Source organism: Peribacillus sp. TH14 (assembly GCF_016651145.1).
In the GTDB taxonomy this organism is placed as follows: Bacteria; Bacillota; Bacilli; order Bacillales; family DSM-1321; genus Peribacillus; species Peribacillus butanolivorans.
The window spans coordinates 5309946-5327394 of the sequence record NZ_JAEKEK010000001.1 but is presented as its reverse complement, the minus strand read 5'-3'; the positions used below and the strand labels follow the sequence as shown (position 1 = coordinate 5327394).

Genomic DNA, 17449 nt, shown 5'->3' with positions numbered 1-17449 from the left:
TGACAAAAAGAGAGAATAAAAGAATGTGCTTCAGTCAGTTCAAACTGCTTTTATATAGTATAGAGTGCATCACGCACATTCCGTCTGATAATAGTGAATTGTAGTCGAATCCTGTAACAGCCCTTTGTGAATTTGTGTAGATCAGTAAAAGTTTCATTAGTTATCTCATTTGTTTTAGAAACAATAATCATTTTGAAAGGAGACTAATTTATGAAATTTATAAAAAGTTTTATTTTAGTTACTTTCAGTTTCTTTTGTATGATTACACCGGCTTTTGCAAGTGTGCCTGGGGTAGATAAGTCAATGAAAAAGGGGGCAACAAAAGGAATAATATCCGTTGCTCATCCGTTAGCTGCTGAGGCTGGTATAAAAATATTAAAACAGGGAGGAAACGCGGTCGATGCTGCAGCTGCCATTCAATTGTCGTTAAACGTAGTGGAACCAATGATGTCTGGAATTGGTGGCGGTGGTTTCATTATGATTTATAGTAAAAAGGAAAATAAAATTACGATGATTGATAGTCGTGAAATGGCCCCGCAAAATGTAACGCCTGAACTTTTTTTAGATGGAAAAGGAAAACCAATTCCTTTTAGTAAGCGTCACACTACTGGAAAAGCAGTAGGAGTTCCAGGAACGTTAAAGGGTGTCGAAACAGCTCTTGAGAAATATGGAACGTTGGATATATCTCAAGTAATAGATCCAGCAATTAAACAAGCTGAAAAAGGGGTTAAAGTCAATTGGATCACTGCTCAATACATCGATGAAAATGTAAAAAAACTTCAAAATAATCAAGCGGCAGCAAATGTGTTTGTTCCTAACGGCCAACCCTTGAAAGAGGGAGATACCCTCGTTCAACCAGATCTGGCAAAGACGCTTAAATTAATTAAAAAACAAGGATCGGAAGTATTTTATAGTGGCCAAATTGGTAAAGCACTTACCAAAGAAGTGCAAAAACGCGAAGGAACAATGACTACAGAGGATTTAGAGAATTATGTGGTGAAAGAAAGAGAACCGATTAGATCGGAATATAGAGGATTCGAATTGGCAGGGGCAGCTTCACCAAGTTCTGGCAGTTTGACTGTCCAACAAATCCTGAAATTAATGGAAGGTTACGATGTACAAAAGATGGGAGCAAACTCACCAGAATATCTTCATTATCTAACTGAAGCAACGCATTTGGCTTTTGCTGATCGGGCAGCGTATATGGCAGATGAAGATTTCTATGATGTACCTAAAAAAGGACTTTTAGATGACGACTATATAAAAGAAAGAAGAAAACTTATTAAGGCAAATAGATCAACCGCTGATGTAAAAGAAGGAGATCCATGGAAATATGAAGGCAAAGAACCTACTTCTAGGGTGAAAGTAAAAGAAGAGAAGACCCCAATTGGACAAACGACTCACTTCTCTGTCATGGATAAGTGGGGAAATATGGTTTCTTATACGACAACGATTGAACAAGTATTTGGATCAGGTATTATGGTGCCTGATTATGGATTTATGCTTAATAATGAAATGACAGATTTTGATGCGACTCCGGGCGGCGTTAACCAAGTAGAGCCAGGAAAAAGACCGAGAAGCAGTATGTCTCCAACCTTTATATTAAAAGACGGTCAGCCATTTATGGCCATTGGTTCTCCGGGGGGAGCAACGATTATCTCATCGGTGTCTGAAACAATTATGAATGTGATTGATCATCATATGTCGATTCAAGAAGCCATTTTAATGCCTCGTATTTATTCCGCTAGTTATCCGACTGTGAGATGGGAACCAGGAATTGAACAAAATACAAGATTGGAGTTAATGGCAAAAGGGCATGTATATGAAGAACAACCGCAGCATATTGGAAATGTGCAGGCTGTTATTTTTGATTATGAACATGGGAAAATGTATGGAGGAGCCGATAATACGAGACAAGGTACAGTCCTTGGGGTAGATAGGATATCCTATAAATCGAAAAAGCCAAAAGAAATAAGAGAAGAGAAGAAGGGACCGTTTACCTTGAAAGTGAATGGAGCCGTATATCCCTATACAGCCAATCAAATGAAAATCATTAATGGAAAACCTTATATTCAGTCAGATAAATTGCTACTTGGTTTAGGTGTAATTGGCACAGCGGATTTAAAAACATATAAACCAGATAATAAATCGTATTTACCAGTTATAAAAGTCGCGAAATCATTGGGATACAAAGTAGAATGGGACGAAAAAGATAAAGTAGTACTGTTAGAAAAAGACAAAACTGATGTGGAAGATCCTGATGATGATGGTACTATCACCAATTAATTTTTTTACTCTAAGTTTTAGGTCTATTATCGTTGAAAAATACTCTTAGAGAACGAAGAGAAAGTGATGATAGTCATAAACCTAATTGAATGATAATAATTCCCCTTGTGCTATGTGCATAAGGGGAATTATTTTAGCCAAAACCCACCTGTGAAAAAGCCGCCAAGGATGTCACTTGGGATGTGTGCACCCAATCAAAATAAAGCCCGCGAGCGAAAGCAGACTTAGAAATAACGCAAGTGAAGGGTGAAGCAGCTTGATCATAAAATCCCTCTCATTCAATATAAGTAAGATTAACTATACGACGAATTAAGCTAAATCCGGTTTAAAATTTTAAAGAACCTGATTTAGCTACATTATTATTTATGGAGGGGACAGGCTCTCTTACCCCAAAAATTACTTTGATGGTGCAGGATAACTAAAATTAGATTTCTCCTGTTCAATTGCAGATAATGCTAATTTTTTTATTGTTACATCATCCATTGGAGGATTGTGTAAACCGGCTCTTACATCTCTATAGTACCTTTGAAGAGGATTGCTTCGTTGAAGGCTTTTTGCACCGACTATTCGCATAGCTTTATCTACAATTGTAATTGCTGCGTTTGTAACAATATGCTTAGCAGCTCCAAGCTCATTGGTGATATGAGCTCTTCGTGATTCATCATCATAAGCCTCTGCAACGCTATATAAGAAATGCCTTGCTTTCAATAATTCCAAATCAATTTCTCCTAGAAGTTGTTGGACATTTGCTAGCTGGCTAATAGGTCCATTTAGACTATTTGGCGAATAATTATTAGCAAATTGTATAGCGTAATCTCTTGCAGCTTGCGCAATGCCAAGGTAACAAGCTGGAATATGAAGAATCCATGCATTCAATTGGCTGCCACTTGGTATTTCAGGAAGTTCGACAAGTTTTGAATCATCTACTTCTACCTCTTTAAGAACCAGATCATGGCTTCCAGTTCCCCTCATTGAAATTACGTCCCATGTTTCATCTATGGTTAGTCCTACTAAATCTTTATGTAGGAGAAAAAATCCAACCTTTTGCTTTTCTTCAATCCATGCAGATACTAGAAAATAAGTTAATACTGGGGACATGGTTGTAAAAGTTTTACGTCCTGAAATAACCCAAGAATTCTCTTTTTTGACAGCTTTTGTTCCAGGACGGCCTCCCCGGGTTGGACTTCCTGTTTGTGCTTCACTAACTGAACGATTCACTAAGGCGCCATTTAGAACTTCATGAGCAAAAAAGTTTATGTTCTTATCTGTCCAACTCTTTTTTTCAAAAAGTTCGCCTATCACTCCAAGGTTCCAGCCAATGGAAAGTGCTGTTGTTGCATCAAAACTAGCCAATGTTTCTTGAAGGAGTATCATGTCATATATTTTTAAACCTCCGCCACCATAGGCTTTGGGAAGAGTTGAACTTGTATATCCCATATTAATTAAATCTTGAATGTGTTCTGTTGGGAAGGTTGCTAATTCATCAATTTGAGCAGAATTATTTTTGAATTTTGATTCTAGTTCATATAACTTTTGTAACCACGTTTTTTGACTCTCTGTTTTAATAAATAAGTTAATCACGTTTTGCCCTCCTGCTATTTTAAAGGTTTACCTATTTAATTTAACAAAATAATCCCTATTATTCTTATTGGTTTAAATGATAATTGTGACGGTTTAAGTTGTCAAGGAATTTATATCCAGTAAATTATAAGTTAGAGATTTCCAAAAAATACATTGACTTTAAAATATTATCAATCTAATATTTAAATTATCAGTTACCTCACTTAACCTACCAAAATAGTTGGTATTCAAGGGCGACGGGTGGATCTACTATATGAGGATAGTTAAAGGTATGTAATAAGCATTATACAAATAAACAAAAGAAGGAGATTTTTTATGAAAAATAAAAAGTTTTTCAATGTGGTAGCCACCGGTTTAGCATTAGTAACCCTTTTAACAGGATGCGGTTCAAGTACATCGTCCGGAAAAGAAGCAAATACAAATGAAGGTAGTAGCGACACAGAAGTAAAAAAGGTAAAAATAGCATATGACCAAGCGTCAAAACCAATGTCTTGGTTAGATGAGAAGGGAAATCCAACTGGTTACGATGTAGAAGTTATGAAATTGGTTGATGAATTACTTCCAGAATACGAATTTGAATATATTGGGACATCAAGTGATGACTTATTAGTAGGCATTGAACAAGGTAAATATCAAGCAGGGGTTAAAAATGCTTTCTGGACACAGGAAAGGACAGAGAAGTTTATCTTTCCTAAAGAATTCCTTGGGTTAAGCAGTGCAGGACTTGTGTTAAAGAAAGAAAATGAAAAGATAAAAAATCTAAAAGACTTTGCTTCAGCTGGTTTTTCTTTAGCACCAATTGCTGCAAACAACGCGCAATATACAATTGTTGATGAATATAACCAGGCCAATAAGGACAATAAAGTAAAATTAAAAGCCGGAGATGCATTCACAGTTGATGTAGTTCAATGGGTAAACGAAGGCCGTGTAGACGGTGGAATAGCTATTGAGGGAGCTTTTAAGAAGCAAGTAGCAGAAGATGGTCCATATCATAATTTAAAAAATGATCTCGTTTACAATGAATTCGCAGTAATCAAAACTTGGCCATTGTTTAACAAAAAAGAACAAGAATTTGCAGACGCTTACGATGAAGCAATCAAAAAGTTAAAAGAAGAAAAGAAGACAAATCAGTTAAGTACAGAATTTTACGGAAGAGATTTGTTTGAGGTATTGGAAACTGTAAAAAGATAACAACACTCTAATCTACCAGAGCCTAAAAAAGTCAATCACTGAGGCTATACTTGTCACTTTCTTATTTTAGGTTGTTGAGTGGGTAACCTCAATTCAAACCAAAAAAGTAAAGGAGTGGCAAGTTTTTGTATATATACCTCTAATATTGAAGAATGATTACGTTTTGAATATTGAACCTTTTAAATAGGAAAAAGAAGATGGATGTGAAACATGGAGAAATACTTTGATGTAAATTACATAGTTGAATCAGTACCAATGTTAATTCCTTTTCTAAAAGTAACATTAATGGTTGCTGGTCTTTCGGTCCTATTCGGGACAATCTTAGGTTTCATCTTAGCAGCCATGAAAATAGGAAATAGTAAAATTGCTAAGAAAATTGCCTATGGGTATACAACAATATTAAGATGTACACCATCTATTGTTCTCCTATTTCTAACTTATTATGGGATTCCAGCAATTGCAGATAATTTTGGCGTAAACCTAAACGACATTGACAAAGCGGTATTTGTTGTTATTACCTTTTCGCTTCAATTTGCAGCTGCCATGTCTGAGGTTATCAGAACATCGTATGAATCTATAGATAGAGGGCAATTTGAAGCTGCAGTAAGTGTAGGATTAAGTAATACACAAGCGTACTGGAGAATTATTTTACCGCAAGCTTTTGTAGTTGCTTTACCAAACTTCGGTAACAGCTTACTTGAGTTGATGAAAGAAGGAGCCCTAGCATATACAATCGGATTGATAGATATCATGGGGAAAGCAGAACTTATAATCGCTGGGAATTATAATACTCATGCATTAGAAATTTATCTTGCTTTAGCTGTTATTTACTGGATATTATCAATTGCTATTGAACAACTATTCTTAAAATTAGAGAAGGTATTTAGTAAAGGAAAACAAGTGATAACAACTACATAGGGGGTGACAGAGTGTCAGAAGGATTGGATTATAAATTTTTAGTGGAAACCTTTTTTGTAGCATTATCAGGGGTGCCCACGGCGTTATTCATTACAATTGTAGCTTTACTTGTTGCGCTTCCGTTAGGATTTTTGCTTGCTTTAACAAGAATAAATCAAATTCCAGTTTTAAATCGTGTAGCACAGATATATGTTTCCTTTGTAAGAGGAACTCCTGTCATAATTCAAATTTTTATTATTTATAGCAGTGTACCCTTATTGCTAGCTTCGATATTTGATAAGTATAACATCGAAATGAATGTATACGATGTAAATCCGATTTGGTACGCATTCATTGTTTTTTCATTGAATACGACAGCTATTCTAATAGAAGTGTTTCGTTCAGCAATAAGCACAGTGAGTAAGGGACAACTAGAAGCTGCTTATTCAGTCGGATTAACAAATGTCCAAGCATTTAGAAGAATTATTATTCCACAGACATTAGTTGTAGCATTACCAAATATTTGTACAGCAACAGTCAATCTAATTAAAGCAACATCTCTCGGATATGCATTGTCATTGCAAGAAATTACTCTAAGAGCCAAGGTAGCTGCCAATGTAGGCTACAATTATGTTGAGGCTTATATTGATATCTTTCTTGTATACCTGATTTTATGTAGTTTAGTAGAGTATTTATTTAAGCTGTATGAAAAACGTTTAAGTAGGTATAGAGCAGTAGGTATTTGAAATGAAGCAGGAGGTGGACATGATGTTAGAAATTACAAATATCCATAAATCATTTGGAGAAAATGAGATTTTAAAAGGTGTAGATTTAAAAATAGAAAAGGGTGACGTGGTAGTAATTCTGGGCCCAAGCGGTTCAGGAAAGACAACATTACTTCGATGCATTAACTTTCTTGAAAAAGCAGATCAAGGACATGCAATTTTTGGGGATATTGATGTAAATCTTAAAACAGCATCAAAAAAGGCGATTCATGGAATTAGGCAAAAGATCGCTTTTGTATTTCAAAATTATAATCTGTTTAATAATAAAACGGCATTAGAAAATGTGACAGAAGGTCTTGTTATTGGAAGGAAGATTGCGAAAGCCGAAGCAAATGAGATTGGTAAAAAAGCATTAGATAAAGTAGGTCTGTCAGAAAAATACAATGCTTACCCAATTGAACTATCAGGTGGTCAGCAACAAAGGGTTGGCATTGCGAGAGCAGTAGCTTTAAATCCTGACATTATTCTATTTGACGAACCAACTTCTGCACTTGATCCTGAACTTGTCGGTGAAGTTTTAACAGTAATGAAGCAAATAGCAAAAGAAGGAACAACCATGTTAGTAGTCACGCATGAAATGTCTTTTGCAAAGGATGTAGCAAACAGAGTAATATTTATGGATGCTGGTGTCGTAGTAGAAGAAGGATCACCTAAAGATATTTTTGTGAAACCAAAAGAAGAAAGAACAAAGAAGTTCTTAAAAAGAGTCTTACCGGAGGATTATATTTTTTACATTTAATTTTTAAATGAAATTAAGAGTTAATAAGAAAAGGGTGAATTTTTGAAGCTGATCCAGAGCGATAGATTAATAGCGATCACTCTATACATATAAGTAATTAAAACAAACGCATGGTAATCCATACTTGTGTTGAAATAAAAAATCATTCTTTTCAGTAATAATCAATGAAATTATGGGCTTCAGTGTAGCCTATATGAAGTAGTCAAAAAACGAATTACCTATGAAAACCTGCTTGGGAATTTCGTGTAAATAACTAGTGATCCTACGAGATGAAATTAACTCTTCACTTGATCACTAGATTAAAAAAATTGCATAATTGAACGTATGTTTTCAATGCTTTTCTCCTTGCGTTTAGTTAATTGATGACGGTGCTCTTTAGTTTTTACAAGTGTGTTTTTGGTTTATAATAACAATTATCAAGTCATATCAGGGGGTGAAACTTTGAATGAATATAATGTTACAGTTAAGAATGGCAGCACAGTAATTCTGTCAGAAATTATTAAAGCTGAAGATGAAAGAGAAGTCCTTGGCACACTATTGATTACTAGCGAATTATTTAATCAACCTTTTACTGACATTAGGATTTTAGAACGCTAATTTGTTACTGAACTCTCCATTTGTTACAATCATAATAAATCTTAAAACAGTAGGCGATATTATGTGCGGGCGTTTCACCCTTTTCACAGACATTGAAGAAATAATTGACAGGTTTGATATTCAAGCGCCATTTAATGCCGAGTACCAATTCAGCTACAACATAGCACCTTCTCACTCTGTCTTATCCGTTATTAATGACGGATCTAGGAATCGACTTGGATATCTTCGTTGGGGACTCATACCTTACTGGGCAAAAGATGAGAAAATGGGCTACAAGATGATTAATGCCCGAGCGGAGACCATTGCTGAGAAAACAAGTTTTAAGAATTCGTATAAGAAGAAACGGTGTTTGATACTTGCCGACTCTTTTTATGAGTGGAAGAAGACACCAGAACGTAAAATACCTATGCGAATAAAACTTAAGAGTAATGCCCCATTTGGAATGGCTGGTCTCTGGGAATCATGGAAATCACCTGAAGGTATCACGATATATTCCTGCTCAGTTATTACCACTACTCCGAATGAGCTAATGACTAGTATTCATGATCGCATGCCAGTTATACTTAAACCTGAAGATGAAAAGACTTGGCTGGATCCTTCAATTAATGATACTGCATATCTACAGCAATACTTAAAATCATTTGATACTGAACAGATGGAAGCTTTTGAGGTATCGAATGATGTGAACTCACCTAAAAATAATTCACCTAAGTTAATACACCAAATTTGCTGAGAGGTCCTAGGACCTCTTTTTGTTTTTCTCTTTTCAATTAAAGGTGAAGTACTTTATCATCATTCATAAGTTCCTCTTTACTCATTTGAAAAAAGCCTCTTTATAAAATACTTTAGGCTACACCTTGCGGAAATACATAAAATACTGTACTCTTATATTTGCTTTTCGATGCGGGTATCGATGTCACTTTCCTAGAGTGAATGGATGAAAAGCTAGGACTGCAAAAAGACAACTTAGCAATCGAACAATGCAGTGCACTTGTTAACCTGCCTGATTCTTTACTCGTAGACATCGGAACATTTGATAATATCATTACGTAATTTGGATCTTCTTATCAAGAGAGACGGAGGGACTGGCCCGAAGATGTCTCGGCAGCAGACTTAATAGGAGTGCTGTGCCAAATCCAGCAGGCGAATACGTCTGAAAGATGAGGAGGGTGTTTTTTATAGATTAAAAGACCTCTTCTTATTGTTTAATAGAAGAGGTCTTTTTTCACGTTCGATGGTTTAGCTTTAGCTTCGTATTGGCTATTATGCTTTTGGAGTCATGCTTACAATAATATGAAAGAAATGTTGGATCTTACTAGAATTTTTTACCGAATTAGTTCAATGAATAAGGGCTATGACATATTTGTCATGGGAAAAATAAAAAGAGGTGTTCATCATGAGTACAAACAATAAAGGGAATCCTTGGGCTTTAGTCCCATTTGTCGTTTTTTTAATTTTATTTATAGGTTCCGGGGTTATTACAAGAGATTTTTATTCATTTCCGGTGATTGTGGCGATTGCGATTGCATCAGCGGCTGCATTGGCAATGAATCGAAAAGAGTCTTTCAATCAAAAAGTTGAAATCTTTTGTAAAGGTGCCGGGGACTCCAATATTATGTTAATGGTTATCATTTTCCTTTTGGCCGGTGCTTTTTCAGAAGTGGCGAATGGAATGGGTGCGGTAGAATCAACGGTGAATCTTGCGTTATCGGTTTTTCCGCAAAATCTATTAATGGTAGGTATTTTCATTATCGCTTGTTTTATTTCTCTATCTATGGGGACAAGCATGGGAACAATCGTAGCGCTAGCACCTATAGGTGTAGGAATTAGTGAACAAACCGATATTTCGCTTGCCCTTTCAATGGCCGCCGTTATCGGTGGTGCGATGTTTGGTGACAACCTATCTTTCATTTCAGATACGACAATCGCAGCTGTTCGAACGCAGGGAACGAAAATGAAGGATAAGTTTAAAGTGAATTTTTTCATTGTTTTACCTGCGGCCATCATCACATGTGTCATCCTTGGCTTTTTAACAATGGGTGAACAAGCAGCTATCTCTCAACATTCCTATAATTGGGTGAAGATTCTACCTTATATTTGCGTTTTGATCACTGCATTAGCTGGAGTCAATGTGTTCCTTGTCCTCTCCATCGGTATTGTGTTTGCCGGAATTATCGGGTTAGCGGATGGTAGTTATCAACTGATGGGCGTCATTCAAAAAATGGGGGATGGAATGGCGGGAATGTATGAGATCTCTTTTCTTGCCATTTTAATTGCTGGTATTGTGTCAGTCATCAAACATAACGGCGGCATCGATTATCTTCTCCACGTCGTGACCCGTAATAGCAAATCAAGAAAAGGTGCTGAATTCAGCATTGCCGGTTTAGTCGGTTTGACAAATCTATCTACGGCAAATAACACGATTTCTATTATCATTGCCGGTCCGCTAGCCAAAAATATTGCGGAAAAGTATGGCATCGATCCCCGTAAATCGGCGAGCTTGCTTGACGTTTTTGCTTGTTGTATTCAAGGGTTAATTCCATATGGGGCACAACTGCTTGTTGCGGCGGGGGTAGCACAAATTTCACCTGTAAGTATTTTACCCTATTCTTTTTACCCAGTATTAATTGGGATTTGTGGAGTCATAGCCATTTTGATTGGTTTTCCGCGATTTTCAGGGAGCGAAGAGAAGAAACATACTTCTTGAAAAAGTGAATTAAACAGAAAAACACCCTGAATCTTTAGATCTAGGGTGTTTTTTTATATGCGTCCATTTTAATAAATATATATTTAGCTTTTATTCATAGAACTCTTTACAATTTTGATCTTAGAAGGGTTCAATTGAAAGTATCAGAAAGCGTGGGAGAATAATTATTTATATTTAGAAATGATACAGAATATTATATCATTCTTATTCTCGATGGGAGTTTCCCGATTCATTCCTCAAATTTATGAATGAAATAAATTGAATGGTAGGATATAATAGATTATTGTATTGGGGATTCATTCTTGAATCTCCCTTTTTTACTATGGACTTCTATCGTTTATCTTACCGAGAGAATGGGGAAATAAACAATGGTTGTCAATTGCTATCATATATAAGTTAATAATTAGAGGTGGTTTGTTTTTAATGGAGATGTTAGGAAGTTTTATTAGTGGAACAAATGATTTACTGTGGTCAAAAATACTGATTATTATGCTGATTGGATTGGGTCTTTATTTTTCCGTTCGTACGAAGTTTGTCCAATTCAGAATGGTAGGGGAAATGTTCAGGCTTTTGGGAGAAGGTGCCACAGCGGATAAAAAAGGTGTGACATCGTTTCAGGCTTTTTGCATCAGTACTGCTTCACGGGTTGGAACAGGTAACCTTGCAGGTGTTGCCATAGCCATCACAATGGGTGGTCCAGGAGCCGTTTTCTGGATGTGGTTAATAGCACTTATCGGGTCTGCCTCTGCCTTCATTGAAAGTACACTTGCACAAATTTATAAGGTCAAGGATGGCGATACATTCCGAGGTGGCCCTGCTTATTATATGGAAAAAGCATTGAATGCCCGTTGGATGGGTATCACGTTTGCTGTATTGATTTCGCTTACATTTGGGCTTGCTTTCAACTCTGTACAAGCCAACACGATCACAAGTGCGTTCAATGAATCGTTTGGGATCGATAAGTGGGTTACGGCAATCATCCTTGCTCTTGTTACGGCTGTCATCATTTTTGGAGGCATTAAAATGATTGCAAAAGTATCTGAAGTCATCGTACCGATTATGGCAGGAGCATATGTGATAGTAGCATTGATTATCATTATCATGAATATTACCGAGTTACCTGGTGTTTTTGTTTTAATCTTTGAAAGTGCTTTTGATGGATTAAGGGAAGTTGCTGGCGGAGCACTAGGCGCTGCCATGATGCAAGGAATCAAGAGAGGTCTATTTTCTAATGAAGCCGGGATGGGTAGTGCCCCTAATGCAGGTGCGACAGCAGATGTCAGTCATCCCGTAAAACAAGGGCTCATTCAGTCTCTTGGTGTATTTGTGGATACGCTTGTCATTTGTAGTTCGACCGCCTTCATCATTTTGTTCTCAGGCCTGTATACATCGAAGGAAACAGATGGTATAGTCCTTACCCAAAATGCACTTGGTACGGCATTAGGATCTTGGGCTGGCATTTTCCTTGCCATTATCGTACTGTTATTCGCCTTTAGTTCCATAGTTGGTAACTACTATTATGGAGAGTCGAACATTGGCTTTATTAATGAAAATAAAGTTTGGCTAAACTTATATCGTATCGCAGTCGTTGGGATGGTGATTTTCGGTTCGCTTGCTTCACTCAAGTTTGTATGGGGTCTAGCTGACTTGCTGATGGGGTTAATGGCCATTATCAACTTAATCGCCATAGCCTTACTTGGAAAAATTGCATTTGCTGCACTAGCCGATTATCAAAAACAAAAGAAGAGTGGAAAAAACCCAGTTTTCCATGTAAACAATATTAAAGGTTTGAAGAATGTGGAATGTTGGGGTGATCCATCCGATAATGTGGATGAGAGTAAGAGCAATCGAAAGTTAAAGATAAATTAAGGCATTTCAGCTTGTAGAAAAGTCCCTTTTTTTGGGACAAGTCTATAAGCTTTTTTTGTATAGGCGATGTTAAATCTAAATGTTGATATGTATACATTAAGAAAGGGAACTCTTGATACATATTAAGTTCCCTTTTTAATTCAACTAACGCTACCCTTTACTTGATAAAGGATTACTCCAAAATCAACGTTATATTTTTATTATCAAGGATAATTTCTTCTACCCAATTAAATATAGTTGAACCAATGTTCATTTTTGCATCCCTTATTTCTTTAATTACTTTTTCTTCATTACTTGGATGGCAATTTTTCAACATCTCATTCAGTATGGTTATTGTTTCTCCGTACACTAAATCGATTTTAGATTTGACAGAATTTCTCCAAAAAATTGTATATTCTTCTTCAACTTCTATATCACCGAAACCACCAAATAAAATATCATTAAATGCATCGAGACTTCCATTCCACTTGTATTTTCCAGAGAGAACTACATTCGAAAACTCGTTACAGAGTCCATTAAAGTCCGAAAAATTTTCACCATCTAAGACAAAAACTTTGTTAAATTTAATCACCTCTAATACATCATTTTCGTTATTTTAATTAAATCGCCTTCTTCAACTCAATACTTCTTTAGTGAAATAAGAATTAACTCGTCAAACTGAATTTTGACATAGGACGTAACTTCTATATATATTTTAAACGAACTTCAAGTTTTAGAGATAGAAAAAAATTATTAAAAAAACTCCTTCCTGAATTTAAGAGTTTAGACTTCAATTCGGCTAGTGTTAAAGGGTTAGAGAAAAATAGTTCTTGCCACTTCTTATGAGGCAATGGGAGCTAAAATAGTGGATAGCATGTTAACTAACATTGCAGATGATAACTTAAATTATTCGTTTATAGGTGGGAGGATATCAGCATATAAAAAGCATATGTCCTTTCTTATTCCACTATCGGGGCAGAAGAGTTGAATAAGGAAGTGGATACGTTGAGACAATATTGGAATAAGAAAAAGGCAAACTTTCTTTAATATGGGCTGGGTGAAATATAATACCGATAATACAAAACGTTATTAAACTCATGTAGCATACTTATACTGGCTTATGAAGTGATAATTTATAGGGGGATAATATGGAACTTTCTTTATTATTAGAGTATGGCTGGGTATTAATTATTTTGATTTTTTTAGAAGGTTTATTATCTGCAGATAATGCTTTAGTTTTAGCTATTATGTCAAAACATTTACCAGAAGAACTGCAAAAAAAGCGATTAATATTGGGTTGCTATTAGCTTTTATATTTAGGATTGGTGCAATCTTTATTATTTCGTACCTTTTCCACGTTTGGCAAGTTCAAGCAATTGGGGCTGCTTATTTAATTTTCATCTCATTAAAACATTTACTAAAAAAGGACCACGGAGAAAAAGAGAAAAAAGGGAAAAGCTATCGTATGACTATTGTGCAAATTGCATTAGCTGATATCGCCTTCGCTGTTGATTCTATTTTAGCAGCGGTAGCTCTTGTCATTGCCCTGCCAGATACACCAATGGGGGAAATTGGGGGGATGGATGGCGCACAATTTATAGTTATTTTATTAGGAGCAATTGCTGGTTTAATTGTTATTAGGTTTGCAGCAGGTTACTTCGTTAAGATATTGACAGAACGCCCTAGTCTTGAAACTGCAGCAATGTTACTCGTTGGTTGGGTTGGGGTTAAGTTATTAATGCATACTCTTGCGCATCCAGCCTTGCACATTATTCCTCACGAGTTTGTTGAAGGACCTATTTGGAATACAATCTTTTGGTCAGTAATGCTGCTTATTGCATTAGGTGGATGGTTTTTATCTAAAGGAAGAACAGAAAAACAGTGAAGCAAAATAAATATATTTGTCTGTAAAAAAATAACGATTTTTAAATTGACAAACGTTCATTCCGTTTACTAATTTTGAGTTATTTGATAATTAAACGAAAAAGTTTTGTTCTACTAAGGGGTGCTTTACTTTAATAAGGGAGGTTGTCTGCGGCAACCTTTTTTTCTTACCTACTAAAGGGGGAGGTGAGTGGTGGAAGGAAAAGTTCATCTAGAAGTTGCATATCTTCTTTCTAAACTCTGAAGAAGAAATTGATGATGAAGAATAACAGAAATTCTTATTAAGCAAAAAGGGTTATTGGTGAAGGAGGACTTATAAAAAAGCCGATTCCTTAGTGTTTTAGGGAATTACTTTTCATTTGGGAATATCAAAGTCACCATTGATCAAAATGGAAGATAGAATGAAATATGAGAGAAATCATAATAGAACTATGCTTTTGAGGAACAATAAATTGAAAAGATATAAAAAGGATACAAAGCGAGGAGTTTTATGAAAAAGATAGCAATGTTTTTCCTATGTCTTCTTATCTTAATTTTTCCATCACAAGTTATTGCTCAACGAAAAGTACCTATTTTAATTTATCATTCGATTGACGAGTTTAATGGACACGGTTCTATGGAGTTATATGTAACCCCAAAGAATTTCGAGAAACAAATGATTTATTTACGAGACCATGGCTACACATTATTAACTTTTGATCGATGGCAAGACATTAATAAAGTAAACAAACCCATTTTCATTACCTTTGATGACGGATACAAAAACAACCTGAATGCATTTGCTATCTTTCAAAAATTGAAAAACGAACGTTTTAAACCATCTGGTACCATGTTTGTTATATCTGACTTTATTGGTCGCTCAAACCGATTATCGAAATCGGATTTGAAAACGATGGCTGATTCGGGTATGATCTCAATTCAGTCTCATACTGCTACACATCCTGACTTGACGAAAATTAAAAATTATGAATATGAAATGAAAGGGTCCAAAGATAAAATTCAAAAAATAACGGGCAAACCAGTTTATGCACTTGCGTATCCATACGGGAATTTCAATGACAAAGTCGTAGCAGAAACGAAGAAATATTATTTGTTTGGACTTACGACAACTCCTGAACCATTTTCTGAGAAGGGCATTAAAGACGAACTCTATCTTTTACCACGAATCTATATCAAATATTCAACTAGCCTTGACGACTTTGCAAAGATTGTTGACAGAGAATGAAGGCGGTTCCTATTCCAAGTAATTGCTTTTTCTATTGGACCTAAGGGAAAAGTAATAGTGCTTATAAGCTAATGGATCAGAAACAAGGAAAATTTCAAATAAAAAAGGAGGATGAAATTAACCTCATTCTTCAACTTCAATTGGGCGCTTTTTTGAAAAAATAACATTAAACGGAGTTCATAAAAATGGATAGGAATGATGGATATGGATACTGAAATACCTCCATGTTTCCCATTCAAATAAGATTGAACCCTCTGGTTGTTAAATCAGTGATAAATCATTTTTTTATCTTTATTGAATATTGGATTATTTTTTACGCAAAATACCATTGTTATTACTTCATGCTGTCAATCTATATGAGATGACAAATGAAACCAAGTTTCCCTGTTTTAATAAAATAGGCAAGATAAAAATAATTCGAAATAAGGAGTGAATTCTATGGATAGCAAGGAATCAAAAAAGGATTCTTTAGATATAGCTGGAAGAATTTATGACGTCAGTGATTATAAACGAAAGGATACATTGTCCTATGGGCTTGCTAAAACCCACGAGCAAGTTTCGGATACCTATACGGAAGGTGAAATGCAATCTATAGTTGATGATGTAGACGGAAAGAATATAGAGATAAAAGGGGAAGAGGCTGAAGAAGAAAGCCAATAAAATAATTAGGGATAAATACCAGGGCATTGCATGAGCTTTCAAGAGTGATACTTTGCAGCTACTTGTGTTTCTCTGAGGTTAAAACTATCCAGGTATTGGGGTACCGACTCAATTACCTGGATAGTGAAGAATATCTCCATTTTATCCCCTAGTTTGTTTTGACCTAATGAAACAGGCTAGGGGTTGCTTCTTAATTAACCTTTTCAATCTCCATTTTTTGAAGTAATTCTTCTTTCGTTCTAGGGGCAGGGTCTTTTTCTGTGAATATCTTTGATTGAATAAGTGATTGAAACATTTCAAATATCCATGGTTTTTCTAAATGTGCTTGATACAAAAGGTCTTCATGATGAAAAATAGTGACAGGATCTCCTTGATATATGACCTTTCCATCGTTCATGACAATGATTTCGTCAGCCCATTGATAGGCTAAGTTAACATCATGGGTTGATAAAATGATTGTTTTATCAGGGAGATGGATGTTATCCAAAAGAGCCATAATCTGTTTGGAAAAATAAGAATCCAATCCCGCCGTAGGCTCATCTAGGATCCAGACTTCGGGTTCCATGGCTAACACACCAGCTATGGCAACACGCTTCTTTTGTCCTAAGCTCAAAAAATGGGTGGGCTTATCTTTCAATTCTGTTACTTCTGTTTGGGCCATCGCCCATTCAACTTTCTCCCGCACGACATCTCTTTCCCAACCTAAGTTCATCGGTCCAAACGATATATCCTGTTGAACATTAGCGGAAAAAAGTTGTGAATCCGGGTCTTGAAAAACGATTCCAATCTGTTTTCGTAATAGTAATAATGTTTTTCTGTCATATTTTAATTTCTTTCCCTTAAATTTGATGGATCCTGTTGTTGGCTTTAATAGACCGTTTAAATGTTGGAATAAAGTTGACTTACCGGCACCGTTATTGCCTAATAAAGCAATTTTTTTACCTTGTTGAATAGTAAGAGAAAGATCTTTTAATGCGAACGTCCCATCTGCGAATTGATGGGTGAGGCCATCTATATTAAAAATATGTTCTTCCATTATCGAACTGCCC

14 protein-coding genes, 1 pseudogene and 1 riboswitch are annotated in these 17449 nt (G+C 35.8%); of the genes and pseudogenes, 12 read left to right on the top strand and 3 right to left on the bottom strand.

The annotated features are described in order from the left end of the window. The first annotated feature begins 210 nt into the window (after window positions 1–210). The gene (gene ggt / locus JFU50_RS25655) at window positions 211–2286 is read left to right on the top strand and encodes a gamma-glutamyltransferase (protein ID WP_201224729.1); all 2076 of its coding nucleotides are present in this window, start codon (window positions 211–213) and stop codon (window positions 2284–2286) included. Window positions 2287–2682: 396 nt separating this feature from the next. Here ggt and JFU50_RS25650 read toward each other — a convergent pair whose 3' ends face one another. Beyond that, complete coding sequence (locus JFU50_RS25650) at window positions 2683–3864, bottom strand: acyl-CoA dehydrogenase family protein (protein WP_313889344.1); 1182 nt, start codon at window positions 3862–3864, stop codon at window positions 2683–2685. A 318-nt stretch (window positions 3865–4182) separates the two neighbouring features. Between JFU50_RS25650 and JFU50_RS25645 the strand changes: the two genes are divergently transcribed. The 8 genes from JFU50_RS25645 (at window position 4183) to JFU50_RS25610 (ending at window position 12652) form a co-directional block, all read left to right on the top strand. Continuing rightward, a complete protein-coding gene (locus JFU50_RS25645; RefSeq protein WP_201180825.1) occupies window positions 4183–5058 on the top strand; it encodes a transporter substrate-binding domain-containing protein in 876 nt (291 codons plus the stop codon). 255 nt (window positions 5059–5313) lie between these two features. After that, complete coding sequence (locus JFU50_RS25640; RefSeq protein WP_242489101.1) at window positions 5314–5976, top strand: amino acid ABC transporter permease; 663 nt, start codon at window positions 5314–5316, stop codon at window positions 5974–5976. Window positions 5977–5987: 11 nt separating this feature from the next. Further along, window positions 5988–6701: an amino acid ABC transporter permease gene (locus JFU50_RS25635; protein ID WP_223305291.1), complete on the top strand. Its 714-nt coding sequence runs from the start codon at window positions 5988–5990 to the stop codon at window positions 6699–6701. 22 nt (window positions 6702–6723) lie between these two features. Beyond that, window positions 6724–7479 carry an amino acid ABC transporter ATP-binding protein gene (locus tag JFU50_RS25630; protein ID WP_056527041.1) on the top strand — a complete coding sequence of 252 codons (756 nt, stop codon included), beginning with the start codon at window positions 6724–6726 and terminating at the stop codon, window positions 7477–7479. Window positions 7480–7920: 441 nt separating this feature from the next. Further along, on the top strand, window positions 7921–8076 hold the full coding sequence (locus JFU50_RS25625; RefSeq protein WP_201180823.1) for a hypothetical protein: 156 nt from the start codon (window positions 7921–7923) through the stop codon (window positions 8074–8076). A gap of 61 nt (window positions 8077–8137) precedes the next feature. Beyond that, on the top strand, window positions 8138–8809 hold the full coding sequence (locus JFU50_RS25620; RefSeq protein WP_201225187.1) for an SOS response-associated peptidase: 672 nt from the start codon (window positions 8138–8140) through the stop codon (window positions 8807–8809). A gap of 328 nt (window positions 8810–9137) precedes the next feature. Beyond that, a riboswitch (SAM riboswitch) is annotated at window positions 9138–9243 on the top strand. Window positions 9244–9472: 229 nt separating this feature from the next. Next, window positions 9473–10783, top strand: coding sequence for a Na+/H+ antiporter NhaC family protein (locus tag JFU50_RS25615; RefSeq protein WP_201224727.1), 1311 nt, complete (start codon window positions 9473–9475; stop codon window positions 10781–10783). A 423-nt stretch (window positions 10784–11206) separates the two neighbouring features. After that, a complete protein-coding gene (locus JFU50_RS25610; protein WP_201180820.1) occupies window positions 11207–12652 on the top strand; it encodes an alanine/glycine:cation symporter family protein in 1446 nt (481 codons plus the stop codon). Between the two features lie 172 nt (window positions 12653–12824). Here JFU50_RS25610 and JFU50_RS25605 read toward each other — a convergent pair whose 3' ends face one another. Continuing rightward, entirely contained in the window at window positions 12825–13223 is a 399-nt protein-coding gene (locus JFU50_RS25605; protein ID WP_201224726.1) for a hypothetical protein, read from the bottom strand. 556 nt (window positions 13224–13779) lie between these two features. On the opposite strand from JFU50_RS25605, the pseudogene JFU50_RS25600 reads away from it, so the two are divergent. From JFU50_RS25600 to JFU50_RS25590, 3 genes and pseudogenes are all read left to right on the top strand, one after another. Then, window positions 13780–14516 (top strand): annotated as a pseudogene (locus tag JFU50_RS25600) (TerC family protein). 489 nt (window positions 14517–15005) lie between these two features. Then, on the top strand, window positions 15006–15740 hold the full coding sequence (locus JFU50_RS25595) for a polysaccharide deacetylase family protein (RefSeq protein ID WP_201180816.1): 735 nt from the start codon (window positions 15006–15008) through the stop codon (window positions 15738–15740). Window positions 15741–16178: 438 nt separating this feature from the next. After that, window positions 16179–16400, top strand: a complete 222-nt coding sequence (locus tag JFU50_RS25590) for a YozQ family protein (RefSeq protein ID WP_201224725.1) — start codon at window positions 16179–16181, stop codon at window positions 16398–16400. A 190-nt stretch (window positions 16401–16590) separates the two neighbouring features. On the opposite strand, the gene JFU50_RS25585 is transcribed toward JFU50_RS25590, so the two are convergent. Further along, window positions 16591–17436, bottom strand: a complete 846-nt coding sequence (locus tag JFU50_RS25585) for an energy-coupling factor ABC transporter ATP-binding protein (RefSeq protein ID WP_201224724.1) — start codon at window positions 17434–17436, stop codon at window positions 16591–16593. Between the last annotated feature and the right edge of the window lie 13 nt (window positions 17437–17449).

Excerpts from the sequence above, each read along its gene's own strand:
- ggt (WP_201224729.1), top strand. The coding sequence starts at position 211 with ATGAAATTTATAAAAAGTTTTATTTTAGTTACTTTCAGTTTCTTTTGT.
- JFU50_RS25645 (WP_201180825.1), top strand. The coding sequence starts at position 4,183 with ATGAAAAATAAAAAGTTTTTCAATGTGGTAGCCACCGGTTTAGCATTA.
- JFU50_RS25640 (WP_242489101.1), top strand. The coding sequence starts at position 5,314 with ATGTTAATTCCTTTTCTAAAAGTAACATTAATGGTTGCTGGTCTTTCG.
- JFU50_RS25630 (WP_056527041.1), top strand. The coding sequence starts at position 6,724 with ATGTTAGAAATTACAAATATCCATAAATCATTTGGAGAAAATGAGATT.
- JFU50_RS25620 (WP_201225187.1), top strand. The coding sequence starts at position 8,138 with ATGTGCGGGCGTTTCACCCTTTTCACAGACATTGAAGAAATAATTGAC.
- JFU50_RS25615 (WP_201224727.1), top strand. The coding sequence starts at position 9,473 with ATGAGTACAAACAATAAAGGGAATCCTTGGGCTTTAGTCCCATTTGTC.
- JFU50_RS25610 (WP_201180820.1), top strand. The coding sequence starts at position 11,207 with ATGGAGATGTTAGGAAGTTTTATTAGTGGAACAAATGATTTACTGTGG.
- JFU50_RS25595 (WP_201180816.1), top strand. The coding sequence starts at position 15,006 with ATGAAAAAGATAGCAATGTTTTTCCTATGTCTTCTTATCTTAATTTTT.
- JFU50_RS25590 (WP_201224725.1), top strand. The coding sequence starts at position 16,179 with ATGGATAGCAAGGAATCAAAAAAGGATTCTTTAGATATAGCTGGAAGA.
- JFU50_RS25585 (WP_201224724.1), bottom strand. The coding sequence starts at position 17,436 with ATGGAAGAACATATTTTTAATATAGATGGCCTCACCCATCAATTCGCA.